This is a genomic window from Rhodanobacter sp. DHB23 (genome assembly GCF_014842975.1).
In the GTDB taxonomy this organism is placed as follows: Bacteria; Pseudomonadota; Gammaproteobacteria; order Xanthomonadales; family Rhodanobacteraceae; genus Rhodanobacter_A.
This window is the reverse complement of the sequence record NZ_JACYXK010000020.1, coordinates 1-14,831: the sequence shown is the minus strand read 5'-3', so window position 1 is coordinate 14,831 and position 14,831 is coordinate 1. Positions and strand designations below refer to the sequence as shown.

Annotated in this window: 17 protein-coding genes; 11 read left to right on the top strand and 6 right to left on the bottom strand. The window is 65.1% G+C overall.

The features are described 5' to 3' along the window. The gene (locus IHE47_RS03220) at positions 1 to 429 is read left to right on the top strand and encodes a DUF1801 domain-containing protein (protein WP_192104188.1); all 429 of its coding nucleotides are present in this window, start codon (positions 1 to 3) and stop codon (positions 427 to 429) included. Between the two features lie 264 nt (positions 430 to 693). Continuing rightward, positions 694 to 1,575 carry a hypothetical protein gene (locus tag IHE47_RS03215; RefSeq protein ID WP_192104186.1) on the top strand — a complete coding sequence of 294 codons (882 nt, stop codon included), beginning with the start codon at positions 694 to 696 and terminating at the stop codon, positions 1,573 to 1,575. 76 nt (positions 1,576 to 1,651) lie between these two features. Here IHE47_RS03215 and IHE47_RS03210 read toward each other — a convergent pair whose 3' ends face one another. Next, positions 1,652 to 3,292, bottom strand: coding sequence for a diguanylate cyclase (locus IHE47_RS03210; RefSeq protein WP_192104184.1), 1,641 nt, complete (start codon positions 3,290 to 3,292; stop codon positions 1,652 to 1,654). A 304-nt stretch (positions 3,293 to 3,596) separates the two neighbouring features. Here IHE47_RS03210 and IHE47_RS03205 point away from each other — a divergent pair, with 304 nt between their 5' ends. Both IHE47_RS03205 and IHE47_RS03200 read left to right on the top strand, forming a co-directional pair. Further along, positions 3,597 to 3,842 carry a type II toxin-antitoxin system prevent-host-death family antitoxin gene (locus IHE47_RS03205; RefSeq protein ID WP_192104178.1) on the top strand — a complete coding sequence of 82 codons (246 nt, stop codon included), beginning with the start codon at positions 3,597 to 3,599 and terminating at the stop codon, positions 3,840 to 3,842. Next, positions 3,832 to 4,116, top strand: a complete 285-nt coding sequence (locus IHE47_RS03200; protein ID WP_192104176.1) for a type II toxin-antitoxin system RelE/ParE family toxin — start codon at positions 3,832 to 3,834, stop codon at positions 4,114 to 4,116. The genes IHE47_RS03205 and IHE47_RS03200 overlap by 11 nt, the downstream gene beginning before the upstream one ends. A 153-nt stretch (positions 4,117 to 4,269) precedes the next feature. Here the strand turns inward: IHE47_RS03200 and IHE47_RS03195 are convergent, their stop codons facing one another. After that, positions 4,270 to 4,785: a hypothetical protein gene (locus tag IHE47_RS03195; protein WP_192104174.1), complete on the bottom strand. Its 516-nt coding sequence runs from the start codon at positions 4,783 to 4,785 to the stop codon at positions 4,270 to 4,272. 747 nt (positions 4,786 to 5,532) lie between these two features. Next, on the bottom strand, positions 5,533 to 6,024 hold the full coding sequence (locus IHE47_RS03190) for an Lrp/AsnC family transcriptional regulator (protein ID WP_192104172.1): 492 nt from the start codon (positions 6,022 to 6,024) through the stop codon (positions 5,533 to 5,535). A 195-nt stretch (positions 6,025 to 6,219) separates the two neighbouring features. On the opposite strand from IHE47_RS03190, the gene IHE47_RS03185 reads away from it, so the two are divergent. Continuing rightward, positions 6,220 to 7,314, top strand: a complete 1,095-nt coding sequence (locus IHE47_RS03185; protein ID WP_192104170.1) for a S41 family peptidase — start codon at positions 6,220 to 6,222, stop codon at positions 7,312 to 7,314. A 16-nt stretch (positions 7,315 to 7,330) separates the two neighbouring features. Here the strand turns inward: IHE47_RS03185 and IHE47_RS03180 are convergent, their stop codons facing one another. Beyond that, complete coding sequence (locus tag IHE47_RS03180; protein ID WP_192104437.1) at positions 7,331 to 7,507, bottom strand: hypothetical protein; 177 nt, start codon at positions 7,505 to 7,507, stop codon at positions 7,331 to 7,333. Positions 7,508 to 7,539: 32 nt separating this feature from the next. On the opposite strand from IHE47_RS03180, the gene IHE47_RS03175 reads away from it, so the two are divergent. After that, the gene (locus IHE47_RS03175; RefSeq protein WP_192104168.1) at positions 7,540 to 7,935 is read left to right on the top strand and encodes an MAPEG family protein; all 396 of its coding nucleotides are present in this window, start codon (positions 7,540 to 7,542) and stop codon (positions 7,933 to 7,935) included. Between the two features lie 297 nt (positions 7,936 to 8,232). Here IHE47_RS03175 and IHE47_RS03170 read toward each other — a convergent pair whose 3' ends face one another. Then, the gene (locus IHE47_RS03170) at positions 8,233 to 9,555 is read right to left on the bottom strand and encodes an amidohydrolase family protein (protein ID WP_225561602.1); all 1,323 of its coding nucleotides are present in this window, start codon (positions 9,553 to 9,555) and stop codon (positions 8,233 to 8,235) included. A gap of 131 nt (positions 9,556 to 9,686) precedes the next feature. On the opposite strand from IHE47_RS03170, the gene IHE47_RS03165 reads away from it, so the two are divergent. The 5 genes from IHE47_RS03165 (at position 9,687) to IHE47_RS03145 (ending at position 13,623) form a co-directional block, all read left to right on the top strand. Further along, positions 9,687 to 9,935: a hypothetical protein gene (locus IHE47_RS03165; RefSeq protein WP_192104164.1), complete on the top strand. Its 249-nt coding sequence runs from the start codon at positions 9,687 to 9,689 to the stop codon at positions 9,933 to 9,935. A gap of 76 nt (positions 9,936 to 10,011) precedes the next feature. Next, entirely contained in the window at positions 10,012 to 11,172 is a 1,161-nt protein-coding gene (locus IHE47_RS03160; RefSeq protein ID WP_192104162.1) for an AAA family ATPase, read from the top strand. Positions 11,173 to 11,229: 57 nt separating this feature from the next. After that, entirely contained in the window at positions 11,230 to 11,808 is a 579-nt protein-coding gene (locus IHE47_RS17955; protein WP_192104160.1) for a PH domain-containing protein, read from the top strand. 126 nt (positions 11,809 to 11,934) lie between these two features. Continuing rightward, entirely contained in the window at positions 11,935 to 12,525 is a 591-nt protein-coding gene (locus tag IHE47_RS03150) for a YceI family protein (protein ID WP_225561592.1), read from the top strand. A gap of 240 nt (positions 12,526 to 12,765) precedes the next feature. Beyond that, the gene (locus IHE47_RS03145; protein WP_192104155.1) at positions 12,766 to 13,623 is read left to right on the top strand and encodes a PA4780 family RIO1-like protein kinase; all 858 of its coding nucleotides are present in this window, start codon (positions 12,766 to 12,768) and stop codon (positions 13,621 to 13,623) included. Between the two features lie 514 nt (positions 13,624 to 14,137). Here IHE47_RS03145 and IHE47_RS03140 read toward each other — a convergent pair. Continuing rightward, positions 14,138 to 14,692, bottom strand: a complete 555-nt coding sequence (locus IHE47_RS03140; RefSeq protein WP_192104153.1) for a YaeQ family protein — start codon at positions 14,690 to 14,692, stop codon at positions 14,138 to 14,140. Between the last annotated feature and the right edge of the window lie 139 nt (positions 14,693 to 14,831).

The window sequence follows — 14,831 nt, the reverse complement described above, 5'->3', positions numbered from 1 at the left end:
ATGACGACGAAGGCTCAGATCAGCCGCTATCTCGAAGCCCTGCCGGAGCCAAAGCGGGGCGATATGCGGAAGCTCCATGGCGCCATTCTCGACATGAATCCGGAGTGCAAGCTGTGGTTCCTCGACGGCAAGGACGAAAACGGCAAGATTGTCTCCAACCCGTGCATCGGCTACGGCACGCTGGGCAAGCAATACGCCAACGGCAAGACCAAGGAAGTGTTTCAGGCAGGGATCAGCGCCAACTCGGCGGGGCTGTCGGTCTACATCATGGGCATGGACGACAAGAAGTATCTGCAGGACACGTACGGCGACTCGATCGGCAAGGCGAATGTCACCGGCTACTGCATCAAGCTCAAGGCGCTCAAGGATATCGACCTGGATACGCTCAAGAAGGCCATCCAGGATGGCATGGAACGGACACGCGCTTGACTGGATAACGGGGCGGAAGCGATTAATCTTCAGGCAAGGGTGGGTGGCTTTCCTTTGATGCTTTTGAGAAATCTGACCTGTCCCGGGTTTCGGGTGAAATTTAGTCGGAAATCTTCCCAGGCCTTTCTCGTTCTTGGCCGGCTTTTGCCAGTATTTGGTAACTCTTATTTGTTGGGCATGAGTGGTGGTTTTGACTCGATGCGGACCTAATGTAGAAGGTGAGTGTCGTATGAATTTGTGGCAGCATCTGGAGCCGGGGCGAGTATGCGTAAAGTAAGAGTTGCAATAGCCATTGCGGCTTGTTTGACGTCAGTCGCAATTTTTGCGATGAGTGGTGGCGCGGTCGCGCCGTTAAAGACCGCTGTACCTGGCACCGGAGTCACGATGGAGCTGCCGGACGATGTTGTTATCGCTCCTTTCGGTACGACAAGCACCAGCGCAAGTCGGCAGATAGTGGTGGCTATTGTATCTGGCTCGATAGAACATGATTTAACCAAAAATGCCACGCAAATGGCTTTATATCCTGATCCGAGCGAGAAATTTAGCAACGACAGCCTTGTCGGAACACTTTACAGACGAAACCGCAGTAGTGATGGCGGGAGCTGGGACGGTTGGTGGCTGCATGTAAAAAAGGGAAATAACGTATTGGGGGTTATGATTAGTTATTCGGGAGGCGCGCCGGGTAAGCTCGGAGAGCTAAAGAAGTATCTGTCTACCGTCACTTGGGACGGTACTCTTGGTGATCCTGAAATCGCATTCGGGCTTAAATTTGATGTTCAAGGGATGAAGCTCGCGCACCCGGGAATCGGTGCGTTGCTGTATACGGCCGACGGAAATGTGAGTCAGAATCAGGAATACCTTTACATCTATGCAATTCCTGGCAGCTTGCTGGGAGATATGACGAAATTCCATCGCGCTTGCGATGCGTTCGCCGACAAAATGCTTCGAGGCAAACTGCGCACGCCGATGCGGTATCAGGCCAACAATGGAATCCGCGTTTGTGATACATGGAGCGGTCCCGGGCTGGTCGGCAGCGAATATTCTGCAGTTCTGTGGCTTCCAGGCGGCTCAGTAATCCTGGCGACAGGACTTGGAGACCCCGGCATCTTTCAACATGCGTTGTTGAACCTTCATCGCATTCGATAGATGACACGATGGAAGCAGTTAAACCGTTACCGGGCCGGATTCACTTATATCTCCGCCGGAAGTGAGCCGGTCACAGTCAGCTTGCGTCCCCATCCCCCGAGAAAACGTACACGCCCAGCGCATGGCTCTTGGCCTGGTACATGGCGGCGTCCGCGGCGCGCAGGTAGTCGTCGGTGGTCGCGAAGCCGGCCTGGCTGCTGACCACCCCGATGCTTGCGCCGCAGGTCACGGTGTGCGGGCCGATCCGATAGGGCGCCGCGAGGGCGCTGGCCATCTGCCGGGCCCGCTCGGCGGCGCCCGCGGGATCGATGGATTCGAGCAGCACGTTGAATTCGTCGCCGCTCATGCGGGCGACCAGGTCGATGGCCCGCACGCAGGATTCGAGCCGGCGCGCCACCTGCTGCAGCAACTGGTCGCCCACATGGTGCCCGAGGGTGTCGTTGACGGCCTTGAAGCGGTCGAGGTCGAGCAGCAGCACGGCGAACATGGTGGTGTCCCGCTGTGACGACGCGTCGCCGCCTTTCGGGGCGCCGTCGCGGTGCAGCGCGATGGCGTGTTCGAGGCGGTCGCGGAACAGCGGTCGGCCGGGCAGGTTGGTCAGGGCGTCGTACGAGCTGCTGCGTTCCGCCAGGTCGCTCAGCGACCCGGCCATGCGCACGGCGATGCCGTTCTCGAACTGGGCGATGCCGCGCCAGTTGAGCCATACCAGCCGCCCCGAGCCATGGCGGGCGCGGAAATCCACGGAGAAGTTCGGGTGGTCGCTCGACAGGTGCCTGCGGTAGGCGGCCTCGACGCGCTCGTGGTCGTCGGGATCGATGAGCTGCTGCAGGAACCGCCAGCCGTCTTCGTGCAGGTGGCCGCTGCCGTCCTGCCCGACGATCTCGTTGAAGCGCTGGGACACGTGCAGCACGCCCGTCTGCAGGTTCCAGTCCCAGATGCCATCGTTGGAGCCGCGGGTGGCGAGCGCATAGCGGTTGTCGGACTGCACCAGTTCGAGTTCGGTGCTTTTCTGCTCGGTCACGTCGATCATCAGGCCGATCATGCGGTTCGGACGGCCAGGCTCGACGTCCACGCGGCACAGGTCGCGCACCCAGACGACGTCGCCGGACTTGGCGATCAGCCGGTAGCTCATCTCGTACGCATAGCTGTGCGTGGCGTAGTACGCGGCATCGTCGATGACCAGCGCCTCGGCCAGGTCGTCGGGGTGCACGTGCGCCCGCCAGAAGCCCGGGTCGGCCCGCCACTCTTCCACGGAGTAGCCGAAGAGGCGCTCGACCTGCGGGCTGAGGAAGGTATTGCCCACGCCAAGCTCCGCTTCCCAGACCACGCCGTCGATGGTTTCCAGCAGCCGCAGGAAGCGCTGGCGGTCCTCCATCAGGACCTGCTCGCCGATCTCGGTGATCTCGATCAGGACACCCTGGCGACTGACCACGCGATCCGCGGCGTCGGTCTTCGGATGCAACTGCAGGCGCATCCAGCGATGCTCCGAGTTGGCGAAGCGCAAGCGGAACACCGGCATGCCCGCCCGCAGGGCTCCGGTGTCGTCGGGATGCACGAAGTCCAGCAGGGACCGGCCGAGCGTCCCGTCCACCGGATGGCCCGTGAGCTTGTGCCAGGCAGGATTGAGGTAGGTGATGACCCACCGTGCGTCCGTTTGCACCACCGCGTCGGGCAGCAGCTGCAGCAGTTCTTCGGGCGTCGTGGGGAAGGCGGGCATCTGGTTCTTATGCTCACCGATGCGCGAGCGTCGAGTCCAGCCCCTGGACCCGTTGTGGCGTGCTTCCGCCTGGCTTCAATTCCGGCGGGCGTGCCATTGCCGGGAAGCCCGGTGGCGAGCCACAGGTGACATGCAGGGCGAGACGTATTTTGCCTTTCCGCGCGATCCGGATGGCCGGCTGCGGAGCGCTGGCGTGTCTGGTCTCGGTCGTTTGCGGTTTGTCCGGGGGCAGCGAATGGCCGGCATGCCGGATTGATGCCGGTAGCCGTTCGTGCCATATTCGTCTCCATATTTGGAGGCGAATATGGAAACCATCCTTGCCGGCGCGAGCATCAGCATCACCGAGCTCAAGCGCAATCCCAGTGCCGTGATCGAGGCGGCCGACGGCGAGTCGGTCGCGGTGCTGGTGCACAACAAGCCCAGTGCCTATCTGGTGCCGGCCGAGACGTACCAGCGCCTGCTGGAGCGACTGGAAGACCTGGAGCTGGCCGAACTGGTGCGCGCGCGCAGCGGCGAGAAGCGCGTGAAGGTCAAGCTCGATGAGCTATAGCCTGGCGTTCGTCGAGTCGGCGCTGAAGGAATGGCGCAAGCTGGCGCCAGCCATCCGCGAGCAGATGAAACGCAAGCTGGCCGAGCGGCTGGAACAGCCGCACGTCCCATCCGCGCGCCTGCATGGCCTGCCGGATTGCTACAAGATCAAATTGCGCACGGCCGGCTATCGACTCGTCTACCAGGTGGACGACAAGGTCGTGGTGGTGACCGTGATTGCGGTGGGCAAGCGCGACAAGGGGCTGGTTTATCTGACTGCGAAGAAGCGCAGTTGATATCGACGGCGGGGAGAGCAGGGTCAGGTTCGCTTTGAGGGGGAGGCTGGTCGTGACCCTTGGCTGCGTCGAGCGCCTAGGCAAGAGGTGAGGGCGCCCGGACGTGGTCCGGGCGCCCTCGAACGAGCCGGGGCAGGCTTTATGTTGGCTACTTCAGCCAGCGGTTCCCGCGCGATCCGCCGCAGGCAGGTTGATCGAATAGACGACGGAAGCGATTTTCCATCCATCGTTTGTAAGGACCGTTGTCCAGACGATGCGTCCGTGCCCCACCTTCGCCCTGTAGTCGAAGGAGACCGACCCGACCTCGCCGTCGGAATGGATGTCGAGGTTTTCGATCCGGTCGGGCGGAAGTTTCACCTCGCCGACGACGTCTTCCTTGGCGGTAATCAGCAGGGTGCGCGGCACGGGCTGCTTGTTGGCGGCCGTGACGAGCGCATAGGAACTGGGGGCGAAGCCGCCCCTCACGGGTGCGTCCGCACTCACGTACAGGCGCAGTAATGCCGGGGAGTCCTTCGTTGCCACGGCGTGCTCGTAGGCATTCCACAGGGCATGCAGCGCCGCCACATCCGGATCCGCGCCGGATGCGCTGGCCGCGTCCACCCCGAAGGCCTGCATCGCAAGCAGCAAACTTGCGGCAACGACAGCGGCCTTGCCTGTCTGCTTCTTCATCGGATCCCCTTTCGAATCGCGCCCACATCGGTACGCCCTGGCGTTGACCACGGGGATCGAAGTGGAGTTCCGGATCGGGCCCTGGATAAGCGCGGGCGGCGCCTTGAAGCATGCGTTGCAGGAAGCCGGCGCCGGCCATGTCAGGGGGACTCTGATTTTGCTCGTCATCCCAGCGGAGGCTCAGTGCTGTCCGGGATATCCGATGTTCCAGTTCGCGAACTTCAGGCAGCGCGGGCTTTCGCTTCGGGCAACGAAGCCTGGCGACTTGAATTCGCGCAAACCCGTACGGGTGAATCCCTCTCCCTTCGGGAGAGGGTGCCGGCAGGCGGGTGAGGGTTCGGGCGGAGCGAAACGTTGCCGCAAGTCCGAACCCTCACCCCCAGCCCCTCTCCCGGAGGGAGAGGGGAGTGGATCACTTGCGAAGTATTCCGGACAGCAGTGAGCGGAGGCTGGGATCCAGCGTCTTCAGATCATTGAACGCAACGGCACTGGATGACTCGCCACGCTTGCTCCTTCGGGGCCAGCCTTGGGCTGTTCAACGCTCGCAGGAATGACGAGCAGAAGGCCGATTGATGAGACCTTCCTTCAAAACGGGAAAGCGTGCAGTGGTGCCTTTGGTGTCGGGTCCCGACGCGCAGCGCAACTGGGCTGACCAGCATTGCCAGCTGGCCGACCACCGGACTGAGGGTTGCTTGCCGCCCCGTTGTCGACGACGGCCCTGGCGGGACCCGCTACAAGCAACGGCAGCTATTTCTTCTTTGCTGCAGGCGCTGTTTTCCCAGCCATGCCAACCCGCCCCGTCACGTCCAGGGAGCGGCAGATGACCGAGCTGCTGGTTTCCTGCACGCCTGCGCCCGAGCGCAGCAATTCGACGAGTTCCCCGAGATGTGCGGTGTCCCTGCAGGCGACGCGCAGGCGCGCGTCGAACGAACCCGTCAGCGACACGGCGTCGTGGACGACGTCGATGCTTTGCAGGACTTGTTCGAACGCCTCCATGCTGGCGCCTGGCTGGAGCTTCACGTCGATGAACACCTGCAGTCCGAAGCCCATGGCTTCCATCGAGACGTTGGCCTGGAACCCGGTGATGATGCCGCGCTCCTGCAGGCGCGCGACGCGTTCCGCCGTGGCGTTCGGGCTGAGATTGACCTGCGCACCCAGCTCGCGAAAGCTCGCCCGTCCGTCCGCCTGCAGGACACCGAGGATTTTGCGGTCGATGCCGTCTATCGCATGGTTTCGCAACGCTTAATCTCCATGTTTTGATGTTTTCATTCGTAAAGTCACAAGATTGCGTCATCGACAACATTACATGCGACATTTTCGATACTGTACCGCGCTTAGTGCGGTCACATGTCGTCCGCGTCGCGTCGGCGGCGAACCAAGGCGGCAGTGCTGCGCGGGGTTTCCATCAAAGGCTGTTTTACAAGGAGAGCATTCATGCGCTTTTGTCGCGTCCTTACGTCCTGCGTGTTGTCGCTGGCGCCCCTCGCCGTGGCGGTTGCGCAGGTGGCCCCATCCGCCGGGCCGGTCGACGCATCCACGCGCCAGGCAGTTGTTGCGAGTCTCGGCAAGCAGCTGCAGGCGAACTACGTGTTTCCCGACGTCGCCGGCAAGGTGGCTGCCGCACTCGATGCGAAGGTCGCTGGCCATGCCTACGAGCACGACGCAACGACCGACACGTTTGCCGAAGCATTGACCCATGACCTGCAGTCGGTCGGGATGGATCGGCACCTGCGGATCAGGTATGACCCTACGTTCAAGCCGGACGAAAACGACGACTCGGCGCTTACGCCGAAACAGATCGACGAGCAGCGGACGATGGCGAGCCAGTACGGCTACGGCATCGCCAAGGTGGAACGACTCCCGGGCAACGTGGCTTACCTGGACATCCGCGGCTTCCTGCCGGCCGACTTCGTGGCGAGCGGGTATGCCGCCGCGATGAACCTGGTTGCCGGAAGCGATGCACTGATCATCGACCTGCGGAAGAACGGCGGCGGCGATCCTGCCGCGGTCGCCACCTTGCTCAGCTACTTCTTCGCCGAAGGCGACAGTCGCCACCTCAACGACCTGTACTGGCGCAAAGGCGACAGGACCCAGCAGTTCTGGACGTCTGCCGTCGGCGGGCCGCGCTATACCAAGCCCGTGTACGTGCTGACGTCTGCGCTCACGTTCTCCGGCGGCGAAGAATGCGCCTACGATTTCCAGACGCAGAAGCGGGCCACGCTGGTCGGTGCAGGCACGGGCGGCGGCGCCAATCCCGGCGATGTCTTCGCCCTGGGCCACGGTTTCGTCGCCTTCATTCCGGTGGGCCGTGCCGTCAACCCCGTCACGCATACGAACTGGGAGCATGTCGGTGTCAAACCGGATATTGCCGTGCCTGCGGCTGACGCGATGAGGACCGCCTACGTGGCGATACTCAAGAAACTGCTCATCACGACAAAGGATCCAGAGCAGCTGGCCCGGCTGAAGGCGACGCTGGCGCGGGTGGAGAAGGGCGAGGAGGAAAAGCCCAACTACGATCCTCCCAAGTAAGGACAAGGGGGATGGGCTACGCCAGGCGATCCGTCACCCCTGCCTGATCCATTCCGGAGATCGCCTGCTCGACCTCGATGACGACCGCCGCGTGCGTGGCGTCATCGGCGGCCGTCAGGTACTTGAGGACGCGCCTTTCACCGGAATCCCGTGGTGGAGCTTGCGGATAGTGCCGGGCGATCCTTCGGCGCATCATGTCGCCTGGTCCAGTCGGGGAGGTGCGACATGCCGGTCGAACTGAAGATGCTGGGGTGGTCGACAGCGCTGGGGCTGGTCTACCTGTTGCTGGCCACGCTGCTGTCGCTGGGACAGCGTGGCATGGCCTGGAACGCGGGCAATCGCGACGAGGCGGTGCCGCTGACCGGGGTGGCCGCGCGGGTGGACCGCGCCAGCCGCAATTTCCTGGAGACCTTCGCGTTCTTCGCCGCCGCCGTGCTGGTGGTCGTGGTGGGGCAGCGCACCGGTGCCAGGACGGCGCTGGGCGCGGAACTCTACTTCTGGGCGCGCGTCGTCTACCTGCCGGTCTATGCGGCTGGCATTCCCTACCTGCGCACGCTGGTCTGGACCGTGTCTGTCGTCGGGTCGGTGATGGTGTTGTCCGGCGTGTTCGGTCCGGGCTGAGCGGATGGCGGGATGGGTGTGGCACCCTGCGCGTTGCCGGGGTTGCCGGTCCATGCAATCCACGGCCCGGGGCAAGCCTTCATCGGCTGCCCAGGGCTGGCCAGTGATGCCGACAACTGCACGGCGAAGTTACGCGGGTAAGCCGCTCGCGCTGCGCGGTGGGCGACGCAGGTGGCAGGTGCGTGAGGGTATCGGCATCAGGCAGTGGCAGGGGGCACTTTCCCTGAGGCCTGCGTTGCAGGAAGTCGATGCTGGCCTTGCGGCCTTGCTTGAACGCAGCCGGTCGAGCCTGCCCGGCTACTGCGGCTGCTTGTAGATGGCGCCGCCCTTCATCACGAAAGGCACGTGCTCGATGGCGCTGATGTCCACCGTCGGGTCGCCCTGGACGGCGATGATGTCGGCGTCGAGGCCGGCCTTCAGTTGACCGAAGCGGTCCTGCTGGCGCAGGACCTTCGCATCGACGGCCGTGGCGGCAAGCAGTGCGCGCGCAGGCGACATGCCGTCGCGCACCATCCACTCCAGCTCCTTGTAGTTGGTGCCGTGCATGAACACGCCCACGTCGCTGCCCGAGCCGATGGTGACGCCGGCCTGCATGGCCAGCCTGAAGGCGTTCGCCGCCTGCTGCATGTCGGCGGTGGGCGGCAGGCCGGGCTTCCAGCCGTGGAAGTATCCGGCGTAGGCCGCTTCCGCTTCGAGCGTGGGCATGTAGGCGACGTTGTGCTGCTTCATGAGTTCGAACACCTCGCGCGTGCCGCCGTAGGCATGCTCGATGGTGTCGACGCCGGCCAGCACCGACCGGCGCATGCCTTCGGGGGTGGTGGAATGCACGGCGACCGGCAGGTTCATCGAGTGCGCGGTTTCCACCGCGGCGTTCAATTCCTCCTGGGTGAACGTGGGCACGGCGCCCTTGCTCTTGCCGCAGTGGTAGTCGGCGTAGAGCTTGATCCAGTCCGCGCCGTGGCCAGCCTGGTCGCGCACGGCGTCGATCATCTGCGCGACGCCGCTGACCGGGATGCCGCCTTGCGGCAGATCCAGGTCGGCGCGGAAGCCCAGCGGGCCCGGACCGTAGCAGTGCGCGGCGATGGTGGCGCGCGTGGCGACGAACAGGTGCGGGCCCGGGATCAGGCCCTGGTCGATCGCGCGCTGCACGTCGACGTCCGCATAGCCCGCGCCTTCCGTGCCCAGGTCGCGCAGGGCGGTGAAGCCGGCCATCAGCGTGTCGTGCACGTGCTGCACTGCTTCGATGGTGCGATAGGGCAGCGTCTCCTTCAGCACCTGGTCGTTCCACAGGGTTTCGTTGTACGGGTGCAGGAAGATGTGCGAGTGCGCGTCGATCAGGCCGGGCAGCAGGGTGGTGCCCGCAAGGGTGATGGTTTGCGTGCCGGCCGGCACATTCACTTGCGAGGCCGGTCCCACGGCGGCGATCTTGTCGCCCTGCACCAGCACCACCCAGCCGGCATGCGCCTGTTCGCTGCGCGCATCGAAAACGCGGTCGGCCTTGAGCAGCCAGGGATGATCGGCCGGTTTCGGCACGGTGCCGGCCTGGCACGTCAGGGCAATGCCTGCGAGCCCGATGGTCGCTGCAAACAAGGCGACGACTGCACGCCGGAATCGATGCATGGTCACGTGGGCCTCCCCGGTTGCGCTTTCATCGTTCGCCGATGACGCCTGTGCCGGGGAGCATAACGGCAACGGTCTCATGCGTCAGTCTGCTGGAAGCGGGGCACGGTGCACTTCTCGAAGTCGGCGTGATGACGGATACCCTGTCGATACTCGCCCTGTCCGCCATGCTGTTCCCGAAGAAGCGTAGCGCCCGGTATCGCGAGGCCGTTCCCGTGCTGGCGCTGGCGGCTTTCGTTGCGGCTATCCGCCGGTACCGCATGCCTCCCGCGTTCTGCACGAAGGCGGCGGAGCCGAGCGCCCCGATTGCATTCCTCGCCGCCGCCTGTCGGATCCTTTCGTGGAAATCGGCGCCGGCTCCGCGTGGACGTTCACGATGACGGTGCCCGATCCGGTCCTGGCCGCGCGCCGGGCGCCGTTCTAAAGTTGCCGCTGGTCCGCGCGAAGGAACCGCCCATGCTGACGACACTGGCCGTTGCGAACTACCGCTCGCTGCGCGAGCTGATCGTGCCGCTGGGACGGCTCAACCTCGTGGTCGGCGCGAACGGCAGCGGCAAGTCGAACCTGTACCGCGCACTGCGCCTGCTCGCCGAGTCCGCGCAGGCGGGCATCGTGCCGGCGCTCGCGCGCGAGGGCGGCCTGGGTTCGGCGCTGTGGGCGGGGCCGGAGACGATCAGCCGCGCGATGCGCCGCGGCGAGGTGCCGGTGCAGGGCGGCCCGCGGCAGGAGTCCGTGCGCCTGTGCCTGGGGTTTGCCAGCGACGACCTCGGCTATGCCGTGGACCTCGGCTACCCGGAACCGTCGTCCAGCGCCTTCGCGCTCGATCCGCAGATCAAGCGCGAGGCGATCTGGAACGGTCCGTTCCTGCGTGCGGCGGGCACGCTGGTCGACCGGGACGGCGGCATGGCGCGCGTGCGCGACGGGCGCGGCTGGCGGGTGATCCACCAGCACCTCAATCCGTTCGAGAGCCTGTTCGGCCAGATCGCCGATGCGCAGAGCGCGCCCGAGGTGCTGACCCTGCGCGAGACGATACGCGGCTGGCGCTTCTACGACCATTTCCGTTCGGACGCGGACGCGCCCGCGCGCCTGCCGCAGCTCGCCACGCGCACGCCGGTGTTGAGCCACGACGGCCGCGACGTCGCCGCCGCGTGGCAGACGATCCGCGAAATCGGCGATGCGGGTGCGCTCGATGCCGCGGTCGCGGATGCGTTCCCGGGCGCGGAAGTCAAAGTGGGCAACACGGACGGCCGCTTCCTGCTGCACTTCTCGCAGCACGGGCTGCTGCGCCCGCTGTCGGCCGCGGAACTCTCCGACGGCACGCTGCGCTACCTGCTGTGGATCGCCGCGCTGCACACGTCGCGACCGCCGCCGCTGATGGTGCTCAACGAACCGGAGACCAGCCTGCATCCCGATCTGCTGCCGCCGCTGGCGCGCCTGATCGCCAATGCGGCCACGCGCACGCAGGTGTGGGTGGTGTCGCACGCGCCGCGCCTGATCGCGGCGCTCGAGGACCAGCCGCATTGCCACACCATCCGGCTGGAAAAGGAGTTGAGCCAGACGGTGGTGAGCGGGCAGGGCATGCTGGACCAGCCCGCGTGGCATTGGCCGGAGCGGTAGCGCCGCAGCCCGGGTTGAATGGGATACTCCGGCGATGGGGCCATCAGGGGGAAGGACGTGACATTTTCGACCGAGCAGAAGCTCCGGCCCGAACTGGGGCGCGACGAGCGATTGTTGTGGGCTGGCGTGCCCGGGCAGGGGCTGCGCTTCCGTTCCAGCGACTGGCTGATGGTGCCTTTCAGCCTGATGTGGGGAGGTTTTGCGTTCTTCTGGGAGTTTTCCGTGACCGCAATCGGGAAAGCCCCGCTTTTCATGAAGCTGTGGGGCATCCCGTTCGTGCTGATGGGCCTCTACATCATCGTGGGCCGCTTTTTCGTGGATTCGCTTCGGCGCGCCCATGCCGACTATGGCGTGACCGATCAGCGCGTGATCATCGTCGATGGCTTGTTTGGCCGTCGCGTCAAGAGCCTGGCGCTGGAGGGCGTCGCCGACATGTCCCTGAGCGAGCGGCCGGACGGTAGCGGCACCATCACGTTTGGTTCGGGTACCGGGCCATCCTCGTGGCCTGGTGGCAGTTCGTGGCCTGGAATGCGTAATCGGCAGCCGCCGTCTTTCGAAATGATCCCGGGTGTCAGGCAGGTCTATTCCCTGATCCGCGAGGCGCAGCAGTCGAACCGGGGGCGTCGGGTGGCGTAGCCGGCGCGTTCGGGCCGTGCGACGTGTCGATCCGCATCACCGCCATTCGTCGTCACTCCGAAGCCGGCACCCGGCCGGCCACGATCAACCGCATCACCCAGGGAGAAACCCACCATGCGTCTTCCCATGCTTGTGCTGCTGCTGGCAGCCATCCCGGCCACGGCCATGCCCGCGCCGGTGCATTTCACCCTCGACCCGGACCACACCTACCCCAGCTTCGAGGCCGATCACATGGGCCTGTCGGTCTGGCGCGGCAAGTTCGATCACAGTACCGGCACCGCCACGCTCGACACGGCGGCCGGGACCGGCACGGTGGATGTCACCGTCGACATCGCCAGCATCGATTTCGGCAACCCGGCGTTGGACAAGGTGATGCTGGGCGCCAAGGCGCCGATGTGCCAGACGGAGTGCGGCACCTTCTTCGTGGAGAAATATCCGACGGCGCGCTATCGGGGCACGCTCGCGGATTTCGTCGACGGCGTGCCGACCAGGCTCATCGGCACGTTGACGATGCGCGGGGTGACCAGGCCGCTGACACTTGCCATCGATCGATTCAAGTGCGTCCCCGATTTCATGCTCAAGCCGCGGCTGCGTTGCGGCGCCGACGCGCTGGGGACGTTCGAGCGCGATGCCTTCGGACTCGACGGCGGCAAGTCGTTCGGCATGGACATGAAGGTGACGCTCCGCATCCAGGTCGAAGCGGTTCAGGACAAATGAAACCCGTCGACACGGGAGCGGGTTGAGCCGGCCTGGGTTTGACAGGCATCCAAGGATGCGATTTCGGGATGGCCTCCGCTCTCGGCCGCGGCCGCCTCGATGAGGATGCGAAAGCACGGCTTCCGCTGCGCCAGCGCGCGCCGGGGGCAGGCCCGGACGGGCGGTTGTGGCGTGCGGTCGGTTGATAACGACCCATCAGCCATAATGGCGGGTCTTTTCCGTCAGCGAGCCTTCCCACGCATGAAATCCCCTGCCAGCCTGCAGGCACTCGTTGACGATGGCGTGATCGATGAGGTCCTGCGTCCGCTGAAAAGCGGCAAGGAGGCGTCGGTCTATGTCGTGCGCTCGGGCGACGAGGTGCGTTGCGCCAAGGTCTACAAGGACATGGCCCAGCGCAGCTTCCAGCAGCGCGTGCAGTACCAGGAAGGGCGCAAGGTGCGCGGCAGCCGCCAGGCGCGCGCGATGGGCAAGGCCACCAAGTTCGGGCGCAGGGAGGCCGAGGCGGCCTGGAAAAGCGCCGAGGTGGATGCGCTGTATCGACTGGCGGCCGCGGGCGTGCGGGTGCCGCAACCGTACGGCTACTTTGGCGGCGTGCTGGTGATGGAGTTGCTTACCGACGCCGAGGGCCGTTCGGCGCCGCGGCTGGGCGAGGTGGAACTGTCGGCGCAGACGGCGCGTGATCACCATCGTTTCCTGGTGCGCCAGGTCGCATGCATGTTGTGCGAGGGACTGATCCATGGCGACCTGTCCGAATACAACGTGCTGGTGGCGGCCGACGGCCCGGTCATCATCGACTTGCCCCAGGTGGTCAGCGCCGCCGGCAACAATGCCGCGCGCACCATGCTGCGGCGGGACGTGGGCAACATCACGATCAGCCTGTCGCGCTTCGCGCCGGAATTGCTCGATACGCACTACGCCGAGGAGATGTGGGCGCTGTTCGAGCAGGGCGAACTGCGGCCGGACAGCGAACTGACCGGCCACTTCGCGTTCGACGAGGGCGCGGTGGACGTCGACAGCGTGATGCAGTCGATCATCGATGCGCGCGAGGAAGCCGTCATCCGCCAGCAGGGGCGCGAGGCGGCGCAGATGGAGGCTTGAGGCCAGCACCTACCGGTGCGCGACGCCGCCCTGTCAGACCCTGGCGGCCTTCTTGGCGACCTTCTCGGCTTTCTTTTCCTTGGCCGTCTTCAGGGGTTTCTTCTTGTCGCCCTTTTTCTGGTTCATGCCTTTCATGGAACGCTCCTGCGGGCGTGGATTCGCCGCGGAGTCATGGTGACAGCTTTGGGTTGCGACGGGTCTGTTTTCTTTCGGCGGGACTTCGCGCCCGGCAGGCCTGCCGCGGACACCAGCGAACATCCGGTGGGGCCGGACCGGCAGCGCGCGCCGCGGATAACCTCGAAAACCCGCTCTCGCTGGTCATCCCGACGCAAGCGGGACAAGTGCGTAGCGCGCAGAACACCCGCAGGGCGGCCCCGGCAGGGGCGGGCGCAGCGGGTCATCCGGCGCCTGCGACTTTCGAAGGTTCGGACGTCACTGGGTTCCGGCCTGCGCAGGTAATGACGGGTTATTCGAGGTTCCCCTTGGCCAGGCTCCGCCGGATGGAACGGCGGGATCAGGCGACGGCGTACTCGCCCATGCGGATATCCGGGCGGAGCGGCAGCGTGAGGTCGCCGGCGATGAGCTGCAGCTCGCCGTCCTGGATCAGGCACTGCAGGCGCATGGTGCGCTCGCACAGGGCGGCCAGTTGCTGCATGTCGGCATGGCCGATGGCGAGCACGCTGAGGTTGTCGTGGCGCGCAAGCGCGCCGGCGGTCTTGCTCCACCAGACGTCGGCGGCGTGGCCGCCATAGGCCAGCACCACGACGTGCCGCGACTGGTTGCAGGCCTTGCGCAGGCGCGTCTCGTCGGGCAGGCCGACGTCGATCCACAGCTCGATCTCGCCGGTATAGGCCTTGCGCCACAGGGCCGGCTCCTCGGTGTCGCTGAGGCCCTTGCCGAATTCCAGCCGCTCGTCGGCGTACAGCGCGAACGCGAGCAGGCGCGCCATCAGCCGCTCCTCGGTTTCCGACGGATGCCGGGCGAGCGTGAGCGCGTGGGTGGCGTAGTAGTGCCGGTCCATGTCGCTGATCGACAGTTCGGCCTTGTGGATGGTGGCGGTGAGGGCCATGGGCATGCCTAGCAGGCTGTTGAGAAGCGACATCTTTCGCGCTACGCGATAGCTTTCATAGATCGTGCAGCGCCATCCTTGGCGGTTTCACGTCAACCTTGCCCTTCTTCCGGACGCACGTTTCCTCAAGTCGGTGAAG

Bases quoted from the DNA above. Each gene is read 5' to 3' on its own strand.
- IHE47_RS03220 (WP_192104188.1), top strand. From the start codon at position 1: ATGACGACGAAGGCTCAGATCAGCCGCTATCTCGAAGCCCTGCCGGAG.
- IHE47_RS03215 (WP_192104186.1), top strand. From the start codon at position 694: ATGCGTAAAGTAAGAGTTGCAATAGCCATTGCGGCTTGTTTGACGTCA.
- IHE47_RS03210 (WP_192104184.1), bottom strand. From the start codon at position 3,292: ATGCCCGCCTTCCCCACGACGCCCGAAGAACTGCTGCAGCTGCTGCCC.
- IHE47_RS03205 (WP_192104178.1), top strand. From the start codon at position 3,597: ATGGAAACCATCCTTGCCGGCGCGAGCATCAGCATCACCGAGCTCAAG.
- IHE47_RS03200 (WP_192104176.1), top strand. From the start codon at position 3,832: ATGAGCTATAGCCTGGCGTTCGTCGAGTCGGCGCTGAAGGAATGGCGC.
- IHE47_RS03195 (WP_192104174.1), bottom strand. From the start codon at position 4,785: ATGAAGAAGCAGACAGGCAAGGCCGCTGTCGTTGCCGCAAGTTTGCTG.
- IHE47_RS03185 (WP_192104170.1), top strand. From the start codon at position 6,220: ATGCGCTTTTGTCGCGTCCTTACGTCCTGCGTGTTGTCGCTGGCGCCC.
- IHE47_RS03180 (WP_192104437.1), bottom strand. From the start codon at position 7,507: ATGCGCCGAAGGATCGCCCGGCACTATCCGCAAGCTCCACCACGGGAT.
- IHE47_RS03175 (WP_192104168.1), top strand. From the start codon at position 7,540: ATGCCGGTCGAACTGAAGATGCTGGGGTGGTCGACAGCGCTGGGGCTG.
- IHE47_RS03170 (WP_225561602.1), bottom strand. From the start codon at position 9,555: ATGCATCGATTCCGGCGTGCAGTCGTCGCCTTGTTTGCAGCGACCATC.
- IHE47_RS03165 (WP_192104164.1), top strand. From the start codon at position 9,687: ATGACGGATACCCTGTCGATACTCGCCCTGTCCGCCATGCTGTTCCCG.
- IHE47_RS03160 (WP_192104162.1), top strand. From the start codon at position 10,012: ATGCTGACGACACTGGCCGTTGCGAACTACCGCTCGCTGCGCGAGCTG.
- IHE47_RS03150 (WP_225561592.1), top strand. From the start codon at position 11,935: ATGCTTGTGCTGCTGCTGGCAGCCATCCCGGCCACGGCCATGCCCGCG.
- IHE47_RS03145 (WP_192104155.1), top strand. From the start codon at position 12,766: ATGAAATCCCCTGCCAGCCTGCAGGCACTCGTTGACGATGGCGTGATC.
- IHE47_RS03140 (WP_192104153.1), bottom strand. From the start codon at position 14,692: ATGGCCCTCACCGCCACCATCCACAAGGCCGAACTGTCGATCAGCGAC.